Source organism: Faecalibacterium langellae (assembly GCF_002549775.1).
Lineage (GTDB): Bacteria > Bacillota > Clostridia > Oscillospirales > Ruminococcaceae > Faecalibacterium > Faecalibacterium langellae.
The window spans coordinates 154,103-171,749 of record NZ_NMTR01000021.1; the positions used below are offsets into that span (position 1 = coordinate 154,103).

Annotated in this window: 16 protein-coding genes and 2 tRNA genes; 13 read left to right on the forward strand and 5 right to left on the reverse strand. The window is 60.7% G+C overall.

Annotated features, from left to right (window positions below):
* Window positions 1-133: 133 nt before the first annotated feature.
* The 10 genes from purB (at window position 134) to CGS49_RS09345 (ending at window position 10,203) form a co-directional block, all read left to right on the forward strand.
* A complete protein-coding gene (gene purB, locus CGS49_RS09300; RefSeq protein ID WP_097801567.1) occupies window positions 134-1,579 on the forward strand; it encodes an adenylosuccinate lyase in 1,446 nt (481 codons plus the stop codon).
* A 242-nt stretch (window positions 1,580-1,821) separates the two neighbouring features.
* Window positions 1,822-2,523 (forward strand): pseudouridine synthase, encoded by a 702-nt coding sequence (locus CGS49_RS09305; protein ID WP_097801568.1) that lies wholly within the window; start codon window positions 1,822-1,824, stop codon window positions 2,521-2,523.
* A 265-nt stretch (window positions 2,524-2,788) separates the two neighbouring features.
* Window positions 2,789-3,874 carry a PucR family transcriptional regulator gene (locus tag CGS49_RS09310; protein WP_097801569.1) on the forward strand — a complete coding sequence of 362 codons (1,086 nt, stop codon included), beginning with the start codon at window positions 2,789-2,791 and terminating at the stop codon, window positions 3,872-3,874.
* Between the two features lie 113 nt (window positions 3,875-3,987).
* Window positions 3,988-4,761: a cell division ATP-binding protein FtsE gene (gene ftsE / locus CGS49_RS09315; RefSeq protein WP_097801570.1), complete on the forward strand. Its 774-nt coding sequence runs from the start codon at window positions 3,988-3,990 to the stop codon at window positions 4,759-4,761.
* Window positions 4,758-5,666 carry a cell division protein FtsX gene (locus CGS49_RS09320; RefSeq protein ID WP_097801571.1) on the forward strand — a complete coding sequence of 303 codons (909 nt, stop codon included), beginning with the start codon at window positions 4,758-4,760 and terminating at the stop codon, window positions 5,664-5,666. The genes ftsE and CGS49_RS09320 overlap by 4 nt, the downstream gene beginning before the upstream one ends.
* A 16-nt stretch (window positions 5,667-5,682) precedes the next feature.
* Window positions 5,683-7,041 (forward strand): murein hydrolase activator EnvC family protein, encoded by a 1,359-nt coding sequence (locus tag CGS49_RS09325; RefSeq protein WP_097801572.1) that lies wholly within the window; start codon window positions 5,683-5,685, stop codon window positions 7,039-7,041.
* Between the two features lie 148 nt (window positions 7,042-7,189).
* A complete protein-coding gene (locus CGS49_RS09330) occupies window positions 7,190-8,542 on the forward strand; it encodes a S41 family peptidase (RefSeq protein WP_097801573.1) in 1,353 nt (450 codons plus the stop codon).
* 218 nt (window positions 8,543-8,760) lie between these two features.
* The gene (gene rsmA, locus CGS49_RS09335) at window positions 8,761-9,615 is read left to right on the forward strand and encodes a 16S rRNA (adenine(1518)-N(6)/adenine(1519)-N(6))-dimethyltransferase RsmA (protein WP_097801574.1); all 855 of its coding nucleotides are present in this window, start codon (window positions 8,761-8,763) and stop codon (window positions 9,613-9,615) included.
* Window positions 9,616-9,749: 134 nt separating this feature from the next.
* A tRNA-Thr gene (locus CGS49_RS09340) sits at window positions 9,750-9,824 on the forward strand.
* Between the two features lie 294 nt (window positions 9,825-10,118).
* Window positions 10,119-10,203 (forward strand) — tRNA-Tyr (locus CGS49_RS09345).
* Between the two features lie 369 nt (window positions 10,204-10,572).
* Here CGS49_RS09345 and CGS49_RS09350 read toward each other — a convergent pair.
* The 3 genes from CGS49_RS09350 to CGS49_RS09360 all read right to left on the reverse strand — a co-directional run bounded on the left by CGS49_RS09350 (window position 10,573) and on the right by CGS49_RS09360 (window position 12,693).
* The gene (locus tag CGS49_RS09350; protein ID WP_097801575.1) at window positions 10,573-11,490 is read right to left on the reverse strand and encodes an SIR2 family NAD-dependent protein deacylase; all 918 of its coding nucleotides are present in this window, start codon (window positions 11,488-11,490) and stop codon (window positions 10,573-10,575) included.
* Window positions 11,435-12,214: a protein-ADP-ribose hydrolase gene (locus CGS49_RS09355; protein ID WP_097801576.1), complete on the reverse strand. Its 780-nt coding sequence runs from the start codon at window positions 12,212-12,214 to the stop codon at window positions 11,435-11,437. The genes CGS49_RS09350 and CGS49_RS09355 overlap by 56 nt, the downstream gene beginning before the upstream one ends.
* 83 nt (window positions 12,215-12,297) lie before the next feature.
* Entirely contained in the window at window positions 12,298-12,693 is a 396-nt protein-coding gene (locus CGS49_RS09360; protein WP_097801577.1) for a pyridoxamine 5'-phosphate oxidase family protein, read from the reverse strand.
* A 146-nt stretch (window positions 12,694-12,839) separates the two neighbouring features.
* On the opposite strand from CGS49_RS09360, the gene CGS49_RS09365 reads away from it, so the two are divergent.
* Together CGS49_RS09365 and CGS49_RS09370 are read left to right on the forward strand one after the other, a co-directional pair.
* Entirely contained in the window at window positions 12,840-13,220 is a 381-nt protein-coding gene (locus CGS49_RS09365) for a winged helix-turn-helix transcriptional regulator (protein ID WP_097801578.1), read from the forward strand.
* 243 nt (window positions 13,221-13,463) lie between these two features.
* Window positions 13,464-13,583: a helix-turn-helix domain-containing protein gene (locus CGS49_RS09370; protein ID WP_242975430.1), complete on the forward strand. Its 120-nt coding sequence runs from the start codon at window positions 13,464-13,466 to the stop codon at window positions 13,581-13,583.
* A 52-nt stretch (window positions 13,584-13,635) separates the two neighbouring features.
* On the opposite strand, the gene CGS49_RS09375 is transcribed toward CGS49_RS09370, so the two are convergent.
* Window positions 13,636-14,505, reverse strand: a complete 870-nt coding sequence (locus CGS49_RS09375) for a patatin-like phospholipase family protein (RefSeq protein WP_097801580.1) — start codon at window positions 14,503-14,505, stop codon at window positions 13,636-13,638.
* A 318-nt stretch (window positions 14,506-14,823) separates the two neighbouring features.
* On the opposite strand from CGS49_RS09375, the gene CGS49_RS09380 reads away from it, so the two are divergent.
* A complete protein-coding gene (locus tag CGS49_RS09380) occupies window positions 14,824-15,417 on the forward strand; it encodes a xanthine phosphoribosyltransferase (RefSeq protein WP_097801581.1) in 594 nt (197 codons plus the stop codon).
* A gap of 278 nt (window positions 15,418-15,695) precedes the next feature.
* Here CGS49_RS09380 and CGS49_RS09385 read toward each other — a convergent pair whose 3' ends face one another.
* Window positions 15,696-17,588, reverse strand: a complete 1,893-nt coding sequence (locus CGS49_RS09385; RefSeq protein ID WP_097801582.1) for a peptidoglycan D,D-transpeptidase FtsI family protein — start codon at window positions 17,586-17,588, stop codon at window positions 15,696-15,698.
* Between the last annotated feature and the right edge of the window lie 59 nt (window positions 17,589-17,647).

Consider the following 17,647-nt stretch of genomic DNA (forward strand, 5'->3'; position numbering starts at 1 on the left):
GCGGAGAGGGCGAGGACGCTGCCAAAGATGCACGGGCTCGCCCTCTCAGTCGCTTCGCGCCAGCTCCCCCAAGGGGGGAGCCAAGAGGACGCGGAGAAGTTGCCGCTATAACACGTTCAGGAGGAAACAACCAATGTCTCAGCATGATCGTTATATCAGCCCGTTTTCCACCCGCTATGCCTCGGACGAGATGCAGTATATCTTCTCCGACGACAACAAGTTCCGCACCTGGCGCCGCCTGTGGGTAGCGCTGGCCCGGGCCGAGATGAATCAGGGCCTGACCAATATCACCCCCGAGATGGTGGCAGAGCTGGAAAGCCACGTGGACGACATCAACTATGAGGTCGCCATTGAGCGCGAAAAGCTGGTGCGCCACGACGTGATGAGCCACGTCTACGCCTACGGCCAGCAGTGCCCCAAGGCAGCGGGCATCATCCATCTGGGTGCCACCAGCTGCTACGTGGGCGACAACACCGACATCATCGTGATGCGCCAGGGCCTGGAGCTGGTGCGCAAGAAGCTCATCGGCGTGCTGGCAAAGCTGGCCCGCTTCGCCGAGGAGTATAAGGACATGCCCTGCATGGCCTACACCCACTGCCAGCCTGCCCAGCCCACCACCGTGGGCAAGCGTGCTACCCTGTGGGCCAATGAGCTGGTGATGGACCTCGCCGAGATCGACCACCGCCTTGCCACCCTGCAGCTGCGCGGTGTCAAGGGCACCACCGGCACCCAGGCTTCCTTCATGGAGCTGTTCAAGGGCGATGCCGAGAAAATTCGCGCCGTGGATGCATCCATCGCCAAGGAGATGGGCTTTGCCCCGGATGCCGTCATCCCGGTGTCCGGCCAGACCTACAGCCGCAAGGTGGATGCTTTTATCCTGAACGCCCTCGCCGGCATCGGCCAGAGCTGCATGAAGTTCGCAACCGACCTGCGTCTGCTGGCCAACTTCAAGGAGATGGAGGAGCCCTTTGAGAAGAACCAGATCGGCTCCTCTGCCATGCCCTATAAGCGCAACCCCATGCGCTGCGAGCGCATCTGCGCCCTGAGCCGCTACCTGATGGTGGATGTGCTGAACCCCAGCTTCACCACCGGCACCCAGTGGTTCGAGCGCACGCTGGACGACAGCGCCAACAAGCGTGTGGCCATGGCCGAGGGTTTCCTTGCCACGGACGCCATCCTGAATATCATGCTGAACGTCACTGACGGCATCGTGGTGTACCCGAAGGTGGTGCGCAGCCGCCTGATGGCAGAACTGCCCTTCATGGCCAGCGAGAACATTATGATGCAGGCCGTGGAAAAGGGCGGCAACCGTCAGGAGCTGCACGAGCGCCTGCGCCAGCACGCCATTGCTGCAGGTAAGCAGGTCAAGGAAGAAGGCCTGCCCAACGACATGGTAGACCGCATCGCTGCCGACCCGGCCTTTGGCCTGACCAAAGAGGAGATCGTGGCGGGCCTTGTGCCGGAGAACTTCGTGGGCCGCGCACCCCAGCAGGTGGAGGAGTTCATCGCCAATGTGCTCCAGCCCATCTTTGATGCCAACCCCGATGCTGTGGAGCAGCATGCAAGTTTGAGTGTGTAAGGCCAGCGCGCCGGTAATTTCTCGCTCGGACACGAATCGGGCCATTCCATCGCCCGCCCTATTGCCTGCGGCAACAGGGTCCCACCCCAGCGGACGGTCCTCGGAGAAATAACCGGCCCACTGACCAGGTAACTGGATATCAAAGGTCGCCGCATCTGCGGCGGCCTTTTTTGCGTCCCTTGCACAAATTCTCCCATCATGTTACACTAAAACCAAACCCATACAAAAAGGAGAACCGCATCATGCGATTGGATAAATACTTAGCGGAGACGGCCCAGTGCACCCGCAGCGAGGCAAAGGCGATGCTTTCCAAAGGCCGCGTGCAGGTGAACGGTGCTGTGTGCAAAAAGGGCGACACCCAGCTGAAAGAGTCGGACACCGTGGCCGTGGACGGCAAAGTGCTGTGCTACCAGCAGTTCGTGTACCTCATGCTCAACAAGCCCGAGGGCGTGGTGAGCGCTTCCACCGATAAGCGCGACACCACGGTGGTGGACCTGGTGGGGGATGCCTACCCCCGGCGGCAGCTGTTCCCGGCCGGGCGGCTGGACAAGACCAGCACCGGCTTTGTGCTGCTGACCGACGACGGCACCTTTGCCCACGACATTCTGGCCCCGAAGCGCCATGTTGCCAAGACCTACACCGTCACCCTCGACACGCCGCTGACCGACGAGATGAAAGCAGGCTTTGCGGCGGGCGTCACCCTGGCCGACGGCACGGCCCTTTCGCCCGCCGAGGTGACGGCGCTGACCGCCGACGGCCTCACCGTGCGGGTGGTGCTCAAGCAAGGCGTCTATCACCAGATCAAACGGATGTTCGGCGTGTACGGCGCGGGGGTGAACGCGCTGCACCGGGACGCCATCGGCGGCCTTGCACTGGACGAAGGGCTGGCCCCGGGGCAGTGGCGGGAGCTTTCTGCCGAAGAAGTGTCAAAAATTACCAGCTGAAGGGGCGGCCTTTTCACCCGTTTTTCAAAAAAGCAACACATTTTGCCGGTAGAATAGACAACGAGAACCACGCAAAAAGGCACTTTTTTGGCTTGAAAGTACCCCGAAAGATAATATTCACAAGAAAAAACTATCTTTTTTGTTGAAATATGTTGCAAAAGTAAATTCTTTTGTGTAAAATATAAAATGTAATGCAGCTAAATTGTTGAAAATCACAACCGGCTGCCGCTGCGGTTTGCACAAACGAGGAAAAGGGGTATCCATTATGGCCAATAGAGTATTTCAAAGCGTGATCTACCAGATGAAAGACGCGATCAACCGGGTGGTCGGCGTGGTGGATGAGACCGGCGCTGTTATTTCCTGCTCGGAGCTGAACCTGATCGGCGAGGTGCGCGAAGGCTTCATGGCGGAGCGTCTGACCGCAGGCGACCGCTTTGTGCGCGATGGCTACACCTACCAGCAGTTCTCCAGTGCCAAGCATAACGATTATGCAGTGTTCGTGGAAGGCGCAGACGAGACGGCTGGTCAGTTCGCCGCAGTGCTGTCCATCAGCCTGCAGAGCATCAAGCAGTACCACGATGAAAAGTTTGATAAATCCAACTTCATCAAGAACGTGGTGCTGGATAACATCCTGCCCGGCGATATCTACGCCAAGGCCCGCGAGCTGCACTTTGCCACCGACGTGTCCCGCGTGGTGTTCATCGTGCGCGTGACTTCCGGCGGCGACATCTCGGCCTATGATGTGGTCAGCAGCCTGTTCCCCGACAAGCAGAAGGACTTTGTGTTCAACATCAGCGAGACCGACACCGTGCTGGTGAAGGAGATCCGCAAGGGCATCGACCGCACCGACATGGAAAAGCTGGCCGCCAGCATCGTGGATACCCTGTCCGGCGAGCACTACATCAAGGCTGTCGTGGGCATCGGCACCCCCATCTCCAACGTGAAGGACCTGGCCACTTCCTTTAAGGAGGCCCAGATCGCCATGGAAGTGAGCAAGGTGTTCGACACCGAGAAGCAGATCATCCGCTACGACAACCTGGGCATTGCCCGTCTGATCTATCAGCTGCCCACCACCGTGTGCGAGATGTTCCTGCGCGAGGTGTTCAAGCAGGGCAGCATCGAGAGCCTGGATCAGGAGACCCTGTTCACCATCCAGCGCTTCTTCGAGAACAACCTGAACGTCTCCGAGACCAGCCGCGGCCTGTTTGTGCACCGCAACACGCTGGTGTATCGTCTGGAAAAGATCAAAAAGCTGACCGGCCTGGACCTGCGCGAGTTCGACGACGCTATCGTCTTCAAGGTAGCGCTGATGGTCAAAAAGTACCTGTCCAACAACCCGGCCAAATATTGATTTTCTGCCGCATCTGCTGCGGCACGGAACCGGCCGCTCGCAACCGATGCTGGCCGGTTCTTTTTTGGCGTTGGAAGCTTGACCAAATATTACGTCAGGAGTAGCAAGATCAAATGATAGACTTTGAACACGTCTCAAAGGAATATAAAAAGGGCGGGCCGCTGGCGCTGGAAGACATCAACTTCCACGTGGACGAAGGCGAGTTCGTGTTTCTGCTGGGCCATTCCGGCGCGGGCAAATCCACCCTGCTGAAGCTCATCCTGCGGGAGGAGACCCCCACCGAGGGCAAGGTGACCGTGCTGGGCAAGGATGTTGCCCACCTGCGCCGCCATCAGGTGCCCTATCTGCGCCGTCAGATGGGCATCATCTTCCAGGATTTCCGCCTCATCCCGTCCATGACGGTGTATGAGAACGTCGCCTTTGCCATGCACGTCACCAACGTGAAGCGCAAGGAGATCGCCGACCGTGTGGACTACATGCTGGAGCTGGTGCATCTGGAAGACAAGGCCAGCGCCTACCCGGACACCCTTTCCGGCGGCGAACAGCAGCGCGTGGCCGTGGCCCGCGCCCTGGCCCACAGCCCGAAGCTGGTCATCGCCGACGAGCCCACCGGCAACATCGACCCCGAGCTGAGCCTGGAGATGATGGAGCTGCTGGAGCGGGTGAGCGAGATGGGCATCACGGTGCTGGTGGTCACCCACGAGCACGACCTGGTGCGCAAGTTCCACCAGCGGGTCGTCACCCTGAAAAAGGGCCGCATCATCTCGGATGTGCCCGCCGACAAGGAAGCCATCCGTGCCCGGCCCGACCACAAAGACCGGGCGCTCTATGACGAGCCCATGGAGCTGACGCTGGAATCGGAAGAAAAGGAGGCGGCCACCGTATGATGAGACCTTCGACTTTCTGGTTCCTCACCCGGCGCGGCATCCGCAACCTGGGCAAGCATTGGGCCATGACCGTTGCCTGCATCGCTTCCCTCAGCGTCTGCATGACCCTGAACACCTTCGCAAGCCTTGCAGAGGTGAATGTGGACAGCATGGTGAACTATCTGGGCAACCAGAACGAGACCGTGGTCTACCTGGACCCGGACTGCGACGACGCAACGGCCCAGCAGGTGGGTGATACCATTGCCGCCATGGACGGCGTCACCAACGTGCAGTACGTCTCCAAGCAGGATGTGCTGGACACCTACCGCGGCTACATGCAGGACTACTCCTCCCTGTGGGATGAGTTTGAGACCGACAACCCCTTTAAGGCAAACTACCGCGTCTCCATCCGCGACCTGAGCCAGATGGAAGCCATGAGCAAAAAGCTACAGGCCATCCCGGGTGTGTACAGCGTCACCGCCCCGGTGGAGATGACCAACGTCTTCGTGCAGATCCAGCAGTCCGTCACCCGGGTGGGCCGCGGCATCGTGCTGGTGCTGATGATCGTCAGCGTCATCACGGTGGGCAGCACCATCCGCCTGAGCGTGTTTGCCCGGCGGCGCGAGATCGAGATCATGAAGTATGTGGGTGCCACCAACGGGCTGGTCACCCTGCCCTTCGTGGTGGAAGGCCTGGCCATGGGCCTGATCTCCGGCGCGCTGACCGCAGCCGTCACCGTGGGTGCCTACTCTTATATGGTGCAGGCCTCTGACGGCCTGGGCGGCGTGTGGCAGATGATCATGGGCCAGGCGCTGGTGCCGGTGAGTGCCGTCTGGCCCACAATCCTCACCTACAGCCTGGCAGGCGGTGCCATCGTGGGTGGTCTGGGCAGTATGTTCTCCATCCGCAAGCACCTGAACGTGTAAGGAAAGGGAGCCGAACATGAAAAAAGCACGTCATGCAAAGCCGTTCCGGTTCCAGCTGACCGGCCGCAGAGCCCGGCACGCAAAGCCGGAGCCTGCCGGTACCCGCCTTGTGCGGGGCGTCAGCCTGTGCGTGGCAGCAGCCTGCCTGCTGCTCAGCGTCACGGTGTACCCCGCCTCGGCAGCCACCAGCATGTCCAGCCTGCAGAACAAGCTGGACAAGCTTTCCCAGTCCATCGACCAGCACAAAAAAGAACTTTCCGACGCCAAAAAGCAGGAGTCTGCCGCCAAGGCACTGGAAAGTGAGCTGACCGAGCGGGTGGGTATCATCCAGGATCAGATCGCCGTTCTCAGCGGCCAGATCGCCGCCGTGCAGAACAGCATCGGCGAGACCGAGCAGAAGATCAGCGGCAAGGAAACCGAAATCACCGAAAAAGAAGGCCAGATCGCCGACAAGCAGACCGAGATCGACGGCCAGTGGAGCGATTTCAAAAAGCACATGGCCGCCATGCAGGAGCTGCGGGACGGCGGCAGCATCGCCATGCTCAGCGCGGTGAACGACCTGTATGAGCTGCTGACCTTCAATGAGGTCATGCAGGATATCTCGGTGAAGGATACCGAGATCATGGACAACATGAAGGCCGCCAAGGCCGACTTGGAAGCGGACAAGGTCCAGCTGGAAAGCGACAAGGCAGAGCTGGAAGACCAGCGCGCCGAGCTGCAGAGCCAGAAGGCAGATCTGGACGCCCAGAACAGCCAGATGAAGTCCAAGCAGAGCGAGCTGAACGGCAGCATTTCTGCCGCGCAGATGTCGGCGGCCGACGCAAAGAAGGCCCAGGCAGCGGCTCAGGCAGCCATCGAGTCCGATGAGCTGAACTATGAGGCGGTCAAAAAGCAGATCCAGCAGCTGATCGCGTCCGCTGCTTCCAGCCAGCCGCAGCTGAGCTTTACTGGCTTTGCCTGCCCGCTCAAGAGCTATACCCGCATCTCCAGCGAGTACGGCTGGCGCAAGAACCCGGTGTCCGGCGTGAACAAGCTGCACGCCGGCATCGACCTGGCGGCCGCAGGCGGCACGCCCATCTACGCAGCCGCCAGCGGCTATGTGCAGGTGGCGGGCTGGTCCAGCGGCGGCTACGGCAACTATGTCATCATCTACCACGGCAAAATGTCGGACGGCAATACCTACAGCACCCTTTACGGCCACATGAAGTCGGTGGCTACCAGTGCCGGCAAGTACGTCAAGCAGGGTGAGCTCATTGGCTATGTGGGCTCCACCGGCAACTCCACCGGCAACCATCTGCATCTGGAGGTCTGGAAGGGCGGCAGCAAGGCCAACGCTGTCAATCCGCGTGGTTATATCCCGTTCCCGCATAACTGAGTGTTGTAAGGAGTTTGGTTTTCTATGAAAGAACAAAAACAAAAGCGCTGGCTGCGCATCGGCTGCCTTGTTCTGGCGGGCGTGTTCGCGCTCTCGCTGCTGGGCAGCGTCGTCATGATGCTGCTGTACTGACAGGGAGGGGCCGAGCATGAATCGTAAGATCTCTGTGGGCATGGCGGTCACCATCGTGATCCTTGCCATGACCGTGACCTTTTCCATCACGATGCTGGTGGCCATGCGCCTGTTCGACAGCACGGTGAACAGCGTCAAGGAAAAGGAGAGCATGTACAACAAGATCGCTGAGGTGGACCGCTATGTCCGCAGCAACGATTATTACACCATCGACGAGACGATGCTGTACGACCGCCTGACCGCAGGCTACCTGCTGGGCACCGGCGACAAGTATGCCCGCTACTACACCGCCAATGCCTACACCGAACTGATCAATATCCAGAGCGGCAAGGTCATGGGCATTGGCGTGGAGCTGGGCATGGACCAGACCGGCTACGCCCGCGTGACCAAGGTCTACGACGGCTCTCCCGCACAGGAGGCCGGCATCGCGGTGGGCGATTACATCACGGCCATCGGCGACACCGACGTCAAGAGCCTTTCCGGCGTGGATGCCGTGCAGACCCGCCTGCAGGGCGAGGCCGGCACCACCGTCACCGTCACCTGGCTGAACAGCGAGGCGGCCAGTAAGACGGCCGAGCTGACCCACTCCGGCTACAGCAGCACCACGGTGGACTACCAGGTGCTGGACAACGTGGGCTACATCAAAATTCGCCAGTTCGACGGCAGCACCCCCAGTGAGCTGGACTATGCCCTGCGTTCTCTGACCAGCAGCGGCGTCCAGAGCCTGGTGTTTGACCTGCGCGACAACGGCGGCGGCGTGCTGGACGACGCCATCAGCTGTATCGACCTGATCGCACCGGAGGGTACCGTGGCCTATGCCGAGGATAAGAACGGCGAACGCACCGTTCTCGGCAGTAGCGACGACGAGAGCAAGATCGACCTGCCCATGGTCTGCCTGGTCAACGGCAACACTGCCAGCGCGGCAGAGCTGTTCGCCGCCAGCCTGCGCAGCATGAACGGCGCGCGCCTGGTGGGCACCACCACCATGGGCAAGGGCACCATCCAGAACAGCCCGCAGCGCCTTTCGGACGGCAGCGCCGTGAGCATCACGGTGGCAAAGCTCATCTGCGGCGACGGCACCAGCTTTGACGGAACCGGCCTGAGCGTGGATGTGGAAAAGGCCTACACCACCGAGGAAGCCGCGAACTACTACGATTACACCCCGGAGACTGACCCGCAGGTGCAGCGTGCTGTCAGCGCGGCACAGCAGCTGAGCGGCACCTCCACCCTGGGCGGCGTCATTGAGAGCGCCGCATCCTCTGAGGCGGCGGACAGTGAGGCCGCCGGTGCGGTGAGCGCTTCCAGCGAAGAAACGGCTTCTTCTGCCGCAGCGGAAGCTTCCGGTGAGGCCGCATCCAGCGCAGAGTAAGGATCGCGTAAAGCGGTACGCTGCCGATCGCCGTCCGTGCGCCCCTCTCATGAAAAGACGTTTTGGAGAGCCCCGCAGGGTGCGGCAAAACGCAAAATAAAAATAATATTTCCGCTGAAGATGCCCAGAGCGAATGCGGAGGGCATTCAAATCGTAACACCTAAAAAGGCTGCTGCAAACTCTGCAACAGCCTTTTTCTGAGAAAGGATGGCCCCCCAATGCCCGAACTGACCGACATTTCGGTGATCCGCACCCTGTGCGAAAAATACGACTTTGCCCTGTCCAAGGGCTTTGGACAGAACTTCATCATCAACCCGGGCATCCCCACCAAGATCGTGGATGCCAGCGGCGTGGATAAGCGCTACGGCGTCATCGAGATCGGCCCCGGCATCGGCGTGCTGACCAGGGAGCTGGCCAAGCGCGCGGCCAAGGTGGTGTCCATCGAGGTGGACGAGCGCCTGCCGCCGCTTCTGGCCGAGACCATGGCTGGCGTGGATAATTTCAAGCTGGTATTACAAGATGTATTGAAGGTGGACCTGAAAGCCCTCATTGCCGAGGAGTTCCCCGGCATGCCGGTGGCCGTGTGCGCCAACCTGCCCTACTACATCACCAGCCCCATCGTGATGAAGCTGCTGGGTGACCGCCTGCCCATCGAGAGCCTGACCGTCATGGTGCAGAAGGAAGCCGCCGACCGCCTGGCCGCTGTGCCCGGCACCCGCGCTTCCAGCGCCATCAGCTGCGCGGTGAACTACTACGCCACCTCAAAGCTCATGTTCACCGCCGCGCCGGGTAGCTTCTACCCGGCCCCGAAGGTGACCAGCGCCGTGGTGCGCATGGATATCCGCCCCACCCCCGCCGTGCAGGTGGAGGACGAGGCGGGCTACTTTGCGCTCATCCGTGCGGCTTTCGGCCAGCGCCGCAAGACCGCCGCCAACGCCATCGCCAGCGGCCTGGGCCTGCCCAAGGACGCCGTGACCGCCGCCATTGAGGCCGCGGGCTTCGACGCCCGCATCCGCCCGGAGGCCCTCACGCTGGAAGACTTTGCAAAGCTTCAGCAGGCCCTTGCCCGCTGACGGTGCGCACCGGCAACCGGGCTTTATCCGGGCCGCAGACGCTTTGCTGCGCCGGGACAGTGAAAGTTTCCGGTGAGCAGATATTGACAACCCGCCGCTTTTTTGGTATCCTATCAAAAAACCGTTCGGGTCATGCTGGTGTGGCGCAATGGCAGCGCAACTGATTTGTAATCAGTGGGTTGCAGGTTCAACTCCTGTCACCAGCTCCAAGAAAAACCGCTCAGGAACGCTGATTCCTGAGCGTTTTTTGCTGTAAAGCGGGAAATGACGGGCCTGCGGATGGCCCGAAAGAAGGAACGCGCCAGCGCCGGTCCATGCAGGGGAAGGCCGCGGGCAGCCAAACAAACGAACGATAAGCGAACAAACGAGCCAACAAAACCGGAGCCGGGGTGCTGCCTGCCGGGCAGCGCAAAAATCTGAAAATCTGGACGAAAAATATTGACAAACTACTGAACCGGTGGTAATATATACAGGCAGTCCGCAGGACAGCAAAAAGTGAATATGGGCGTGTTCCCGAGTGGCCAATGGGGACAGACTGTAAATCTGCTGCTTTCAGCTTCGGTGGTTCGAATCCACCCGCGCCCACCAAGAAAACGCTTGTGTAGAAATACACAGGCGTTTTTCTTATGTAACTCCGTTGCGGCCATAGACGCGGGTGGATTCGAACAGCTGCGGCGACGTCGCTGAAGACGGCGCAAAAACAGCCCAGTGCAACGGCGACGAGCGCGGCCAGCGGCCGAAACAGGGAGGAGCTGTTGGGGCAGCGGCCTGCAGGATGCGAGTGCCGCCCAAGGCACGAAGCAGACGCAGGGAGCCGCAACCCGTGCTCCTTTTTAGCAGCGCGGCTCGCGAATCCACGGTTGCCCCACAACTGACCATTTCAATGGGGGACGATTGCGTTGAGCTTTTTGTTTTGTGTCCGTCTCTAATGGGGCACGCGGGTGTGCGGACTGTACCTTATACCTCTTTGACAACCGCCCCGATATCCTTGCGGATGCACAGCGCGCGCGGTGCGATCTCCGGCGGAAGCTGGGCCGGACCCGGATTGATGCAGACATAGAACGCCTGCGGGTTCTGGGCGGTCATGCGCCAGAAGGGATACTTGATGATGCCGGGGGTGTTGTAGCCCACACCCAGCTCCAAAAATAAAATTTTCTGCCCCTCGTGGCGGCGCAGAAAATCGCTGTACCGCCCGGCGGCGCGGTGCCAGCCTTCGTCCTCCACAAAGGTGTTGTCCGCCCGAAGATTCATGGTCAGCGGCCGGCCGCAGTGCGGGCAGCGGGGGACCAGCTCTGCCGGGATGCGCATTTTGAGTGTGACGCCCTCCGGCACGGTCAGGCTGCCGTCCGGTGCGATGGTGTACCCCTGCGCTTCCACCATCCGGCGCACCAGCGCTTCATTGTCGAAGGTCTCCGGGCAGCAGGGCTCTGCGCACTGGAACAGCCCGTAGTCGCCCTGGGTGTAGAACAGCCGCTTTTTGTCGAAGCCCGCTTTCTGGAAACAGTGGTCCACATTGGTGGTGAGCACGAAATAGTCCTTGTCCTTCACCAGGCGGAACAAATCGTTGTAGACCGGCTTCGGTGCGTTCTGATAGCGATTGATATAAATGTACCGGCTCCAGTAGGCCCAGTGCTCCTCCAGAGAGGCGTAGGGATAAAACCCGCCGGAGTACATATCGGCAAAGCCGTATCGCACGGCAAAATCTGCAAAATACTGCCGGAAACGCGCCCCGTCGTAGACGAAGCCTGCGGAGGTGGAAAGCCCGGCTCCGGCCCCGAGCACCACGGCGTCGGCGTCTGCCAGCAGCTGCCTCAGCTGCTCAGCCTGCGCCGAGAAGACGCCGGTAGATTTCGTAGTCCAGATCTTTGAAAACATTGAAGATCACCTTTCTCACGCTGGTGTCCTGCACCAGAAATTCTTTGATGGTGTGCACGGCGATCTCTGCCGCCAGCTCGTTGGGAAAGTGGAACTCCCCGGTGGAGATGCAGCAGAACGCCACGCTTTCCAGCCCATGATTCGCCGCCAGCTGCAGGCAGGAGCGGTAGCAGCTGGCCAGCAGGGCACGGTCCTGCCGGGTCACGCGGCCGGTAACGATGGGCCCCACGGTGTGCAGCACAAAGCGGCAGGGCAGGTTGAAGGCGGGCGTGATCTTCGCCTGCCCGGTGGGTTCCTCGCGGCCCTGAGCGCGCATCAGTTCCGCGCAGGCCTGCCGCAGCTGAACGCCGGCAAAGGTGTGGATGGCGTTGTCGATGCAGCGGTGGTTCGGGCAGTAGCAGCCGGTCATGCCGCTGTTGGCGGCGTTCACGATGGCGTCGCACCGCAGGGTGGTGATGTCGCCCTGCCACAGGTACAGCCCCGGCTGGATGGGGGCAAGGGCTGCGGCATCGGTGATGCCCTTCTCCGCAGCCCGCTGCTGCAGGTAGGCGTCCTGCACCTGCAAAAAGTCTTCCCTGCCGGGCTGCGGCGCACGCACATTCAGCAGCCCGCGCAGCAGCTGCCGCTGGCCGTCGGTGTCGGCCGGGATGCAGATGTCCCGGTAGGCCGGGTCTTCCTTTAAAAGCGACTGGATGAGAAACAGCCGCCGCTCGCTCTGGTTCATGCAAGGCTCCTTTCCCGAAACCGCAGCAACCGGCACAAGCCCCACAGGAATGCCCTGTGAGGCCTGCGGGTCATGCGGAAAACTTAGAACTCATACGGCGGGTTGCCGGAGAAATCGGCGATCACGCCGTGGGCATCTTCCAGATAAAACACCTCGAAGATGGGGTTCGTGGCCTCGCCGTACTGGCTTTTCACGATGGGGTTCGCGATGCACATCTCCTTGGCCGCCATGTTGCTCTCAAACACAGCCTTGCCGTGCAGGCGCAGCCAGGCGTACTCCGGGCTGGAGACGGAGATCTCGATGTTCGGGTTGGCCTGCAGGTCCTTGTAGACCTCCTTCTGGTTGTTGGTGCAGAACCACAGCTTGCCGTCCAGCTCACCGGCAAACATGAAGGGGCGGCACTTGGCCTTGCCGTCGCGGCCGACGGTGGCCAGATACTGCACCGGGTTTGCGTTCAGAAATTCTACGACCTTGTTCATGGGAAAATTACCTCCAGATGAGAAAAAGTGGTTGTTAGCGGTTGCGTTTTTCACTCGCTGACACTATAATAGCGCTGTAGAGCCATTTCGTAAAGTAAGCACAATATTGTGCGGTAGTTACCAAAAGGATACCATTGGAGGAAACTATGGAACAAGAAAGGATGCAGGAACTGCCCGCCTGCCCGGTGGAGACGACCCTGACGCTGATCAGCGACAAGTGGAAGGTGCTGATCCTGCGGGACCTGCTGCAGGGCACGAAGCGCTTCGGCGAGCTGAAAAAATCCATCGGGCACGTCACCCAGAAGGTGCTCACGGCCCAGCTGCGCGAGATGGAGGCCAGCGGCCTGCTCACCCGCAAGGTCTATGCCGAGGTGCCGCCCCGGGTGGAATACACCCTCACCGAGCTGGGGTATAGCCTGAAACCGATTTTGGACGCCATGTGGACCTGGGGCGAAGCCTACAAGAGCAGCCGCGGGGCCGCACCGGCCCAGCCGCCCGCAGAAACGGAGGCCGCTGATGCCCTATGAACAGGAGTTCCACCGGCAGGGCGCAGTGCTGCTGACCCGGACCGGCGACGCGAGCGTGTGGCAGTTCCGCAATGAGACCGGCGAGGGCACTATGACCACCTACGAGCTGTTCCCCGGCGTGGCGCTGAGCTTCAACGATTTCCACATGGCGTCCTTTGATTCCAGCTTTTCCACCCGGCAGCGGCTGTTTGCGGTGGACTACTGCCGCGAGGGCCGCATGGAATACGCCGCAGCGGCGGCAGCGTGGCCGAGATCGCCGCGCAGGTGGGCTACCGCAATGCCGGAAAGTTTGCGGCCGCTTTTAAAAAGGCGACCGGCTGCACGCCGCTGGAATACCGGCAGGAGGCATGCCCGAAAACATGACAAAACGGCCCGGCGCGGAGCGCAAAAACTCCGGCCGGGCCGTTTCCTGTTATCATGCTTCGTTCAGTGCCTTGGATTCCGTCACAAAGGCCGCGATCTTGTCCACCTGAATTTCCGCCACCGCACGGCCGGTCTCGTAGACGCGGCGCAGCTGGGCGGGGTCGCGCTCCATGGAGCCGATCTCCAGCGGGATGGGCGGGCGGATGACATAGGCCTGGCCGGTCTGCTCCAGCATGGAGATGTGCTCCAGCGTTTCGTTGTAGCGCTCGTGGCGGTCGGCCACGGCCTCCACGAAGGCGGGGTAGCGCAGGTAGCGTGCCCGGATGGCGGGCAGCATCTTGTTCTTCTTTTTCACAAAGCCCTTGGGCTGGGTCAGCACGATGAGGTTGCGCTTGTAGCCGATGGACTCAAAGAAGCGCACCGGGATGGAGTCCGCAATGCCGCCGTCCAGCAGCTGGTAGTGGCCGATCTTCACGATCCTGGCCGCCAGCGGCATGGACGCCGAAGCCTGCATCCACTGGATGTCCTCGGCGTCGCCGGTGCGGCACTTGTGGTAGATGGGGTCACCGGTGCGCACATCGGTGCAGACCACGAAGAAATCCATAGGATTCTCTGCAAAGGTCTTTGCGTCGAAGGGGTCCAGCTTTTCCGGCACGGTGTGGTAGCAGAACTGCTCACTGTACAGGTTGCCGGTACGCAGCAGGTTGCCGAAGCTGGCATAGCGCTTATCCTGGCAGTATTCGGTGTTGTAGCGGATGGTGCGGCCGATCTGGTGCGACTTATAATTGCAGCCGAACACCGCACCGGCCGACACACCAATGGCACCGTCCAGCACGATGCCGTGCTCCATCAGCACATCCAGAACACCCGCAGTGAACATGCCGCGCATGGCGCCGCCTTCCAGCACAAGTCCTGTTTTCATAACAGCTCTCCCTCTCCCGTCGGCCGGGGCACAGATCCGGCCGGAACATCTATAATTATCTTCAGTATACTCGATTTTGCAGAAAGTACAAGAGCCGAAAAATGCAAAATTGTGCGCCGCCCGCCGCAAGTTTCAGCACTTTTGAACAGAGGGCCGCATTTTGGCTGAGTGCCCGAAACTGCGGTGCAATTTTTGTCGGATTTGGCAAGAAAGCCCCTTGTAAAAACGGCCGCGTTCCGGTATACTAGGTGAAATAAAATGCAGCAGTGTTCACCATTGCAGATGGAAAAAAGAATAGGTTGGAGGAACTGGTTCATTATGAAGATGCTGGAAGATCGTATCCGCAAAGACGGCATTGTGCGCGAGGGCAATGTGCTGAAGGTCGATAGTTTTATCAACCACCAGATGGACGTCCCGCTGTTCCGCGAGATGGCAAAGGAATGGAAGCGCCTGTTTGCGGGCAAGCCCATCAACAAGGTGCTCACCATCGAGGCCAGCGGCATCGGCATTGCCGCTATCGTAGCCAGCGAGTTCAACGTGCCGGTGGTGTTTGCCAAAAAATCCATGAGCATCAACCTGGACTACAACAACTACGAGACCAAGATCCAGTCCTTCACCCATAAAAAGATCTACAACGTCATCGTCTCCAAAAAGTTCCTCACCCCGGAGGACCACATCCTCATCATCGACGACTTCCTGGCCAACGGCTGCGCCCTGATGGGCCTGCTGGACCTGGCAAAGGAAGCCGGTGCCACTGTGGAAGGCATCGGTATCGCGGTGGAAAAGGGCTTCCAGCAGGGCGGCGAGCTGATCCGCAGCAAGGGCATCCAGCTGGAGAGTCTTGCCATTGTAGAGTCCATGGACAGCGCCACCGGCGAGATCGTTTTCCGCGACCAGCCGCACCAGAATTGAACAAAAAGACGTTGCATTTTAATGAGCGCTGTGATATACTGTATATGAGAAAAGTTTCGGCTTTTCCATCTTCGCTGAAGATGACGAGTGACGGTTCTGACTCGTCGGTAAAATAAAACGTGACCGAGTGAAGATGATGTGTGACGGTTCTGACACATCGGTAAAATAAAAATTGACCGGGCGAAGCAATCAAGCGGGGTCGACTCAAGAGTTGGCTCCGCTTTTTCATGATATTATGGGCATTTGAGACCGCTTCGGCGGTCTTTTTTTTTTCACGGCTACACCCCGTCAAAACTATCGCCGTCGGCGGGCAGATCGGCAAGGGTCTGGGCTGAGTCGGCACTTTCCTCCATGGCAGCGCGGGGAATGCCCTTGTACACCAGCGTCTGTTCCAGCACCTCGGCGCACACCGGGGCCGAAAGGCTGCCGCCGGCTGTCGTCCAGCTGTGGGGTTCATCCAGACAGACGAGACACAGAAACTGCGGGTCGTCGATGGGAGCCACTGCCACAAAGCTGGCGATGCGGGCTTTTTCGTCGGCACTGTCCAGCTTCTGGCTGGTGCCGCTCTTGCCGCCTACCCGGTAGCCTGCGATCTGTGCGTTGCGCCCGCCGCCGTAGAGCACCACGGCCTCCATCATCTCCCGCATAGTGGCCGAGGTCTCGGCTTTGATCACCTGCCGTTTGCACACCGGGTCGATGTGCTGCAACGTTGTGCCGTCCGGGTTCAGGATGTCGCTGACGAGGTAGGGCTGCATCAGCCTGCCGCCATTCACCACAGCGCACACGGCAGCGGCCATTTCCAGATAGGAAATTTTGCTGCTCTGCCCGAAGGAGCAGGACGCCAGTTCCACCGGGCCCATGCGGTCGGCGGTGTAGTACAGACTCTTTTTCGGCTCGGCGGGCAGGTCGATGCCGGTGGGCTCCCGCAGGCCGAAGGCCGCAAAGTAATCGCAGAAGGCCTCCTTGCCCAGCCGCGCGCCGATCTGGATGAAGCTCTGGTTGCAGGAGTTTTCCAGCGCCTGGGTCACGGTCTGACTGCCGTGGCGCTTGCGGTTGGCGCAGTGGAACCGGGTGCCCGCCACCGAGATGGACTCACCGCAGTAGAAGGTGGAATGCTTGCTCACGGCCCCGGTGTCCAGCGCGGCGGCGCAGGTGATGAGCTTGAACACGCTGCCCGGCTCGTACAGGTCGCTGACGGCTTTGTTGCGCCACTGGGTCTGCTGGGCCAGCTGCAAAGCGGCAGCCCGTGCGTCGCCGGTCAGGGCATCCACCGCGCTGCGGGCGGCGCTGTCGTAGATGACCCGGGGCTCGTTCGGGTCGTAGGCGGGCGTGGTGGACATGGCCAGCACCGCGCCGGTGTTCACGTCCATCACGATGCCCACGGCCCGGGCGGAGACATGGTGCTCCTTCACGGCATAATCCAGCGCATTCTCAAGGTAGTGCTGGATGTTGGCGTCGATGGTCAGCCGCAGGCCGCTGCCTTCCAGCGGCACTTTCTCGGTCTCGTAGCTCTGTTCCAGCGTATAGCCCCAGGCATTCACCGCCGTCAGCACCACGCCGTTGTCGCCGGTGAGCACATCATTATACTTCAGCTCCAGCCCGCTCACCCCGGCGTTGTCCACATTGGTGAAGCCCAGCACCGACGCCAGAAATTCCCCCTGCGGGTACCAGCGTTTGGAGTCCTGATTGATGCGGATGCCGGTGATGCCGTTCGCTTCGCAGAAGTCCCGCACCGCGTCGGCGGTGTCCCGCTCCACCCGGTAGCGCAAAAGACAGTCGTTGGAAGCGCGGTCGCTGAATTTTTCCAGCAGCTTCGCTTCATCCAGCTCCAAAATCTTAGCAAGACCCCTCGCCGCCAGCTCCAGCTTGTCGGCGGGCATCTCGCGGGGCGAGGCCCGCAGGGTCCAGCAGCTGCTGTTGGCCGCCAGCAGCACGCCGTCGGCACTGTAGATGCGGCCCCGGTCGGCGGGGACCACGGTGTCCCGCAACTGCTGGCCGAGGGCGCGGTCGGTGTACCAGCCGCCGGAAAACAGCTGCAGATACAAAAGCCGTGCGGCCAGCCCCGCAAAGCAGATACAGCACATCAGTACGGCCACCAGCCGTGCCCGGGCGCGGAAGGCCCGCTCCGGCAGGGTGCGCAGGGGACGGGGCGTTGGTTCCGGCTTCGGCATGGGCGGCACCTCCTTATGATATCACGGACAGTGTATGCGCCGGTGCGCCGGGCGTATGA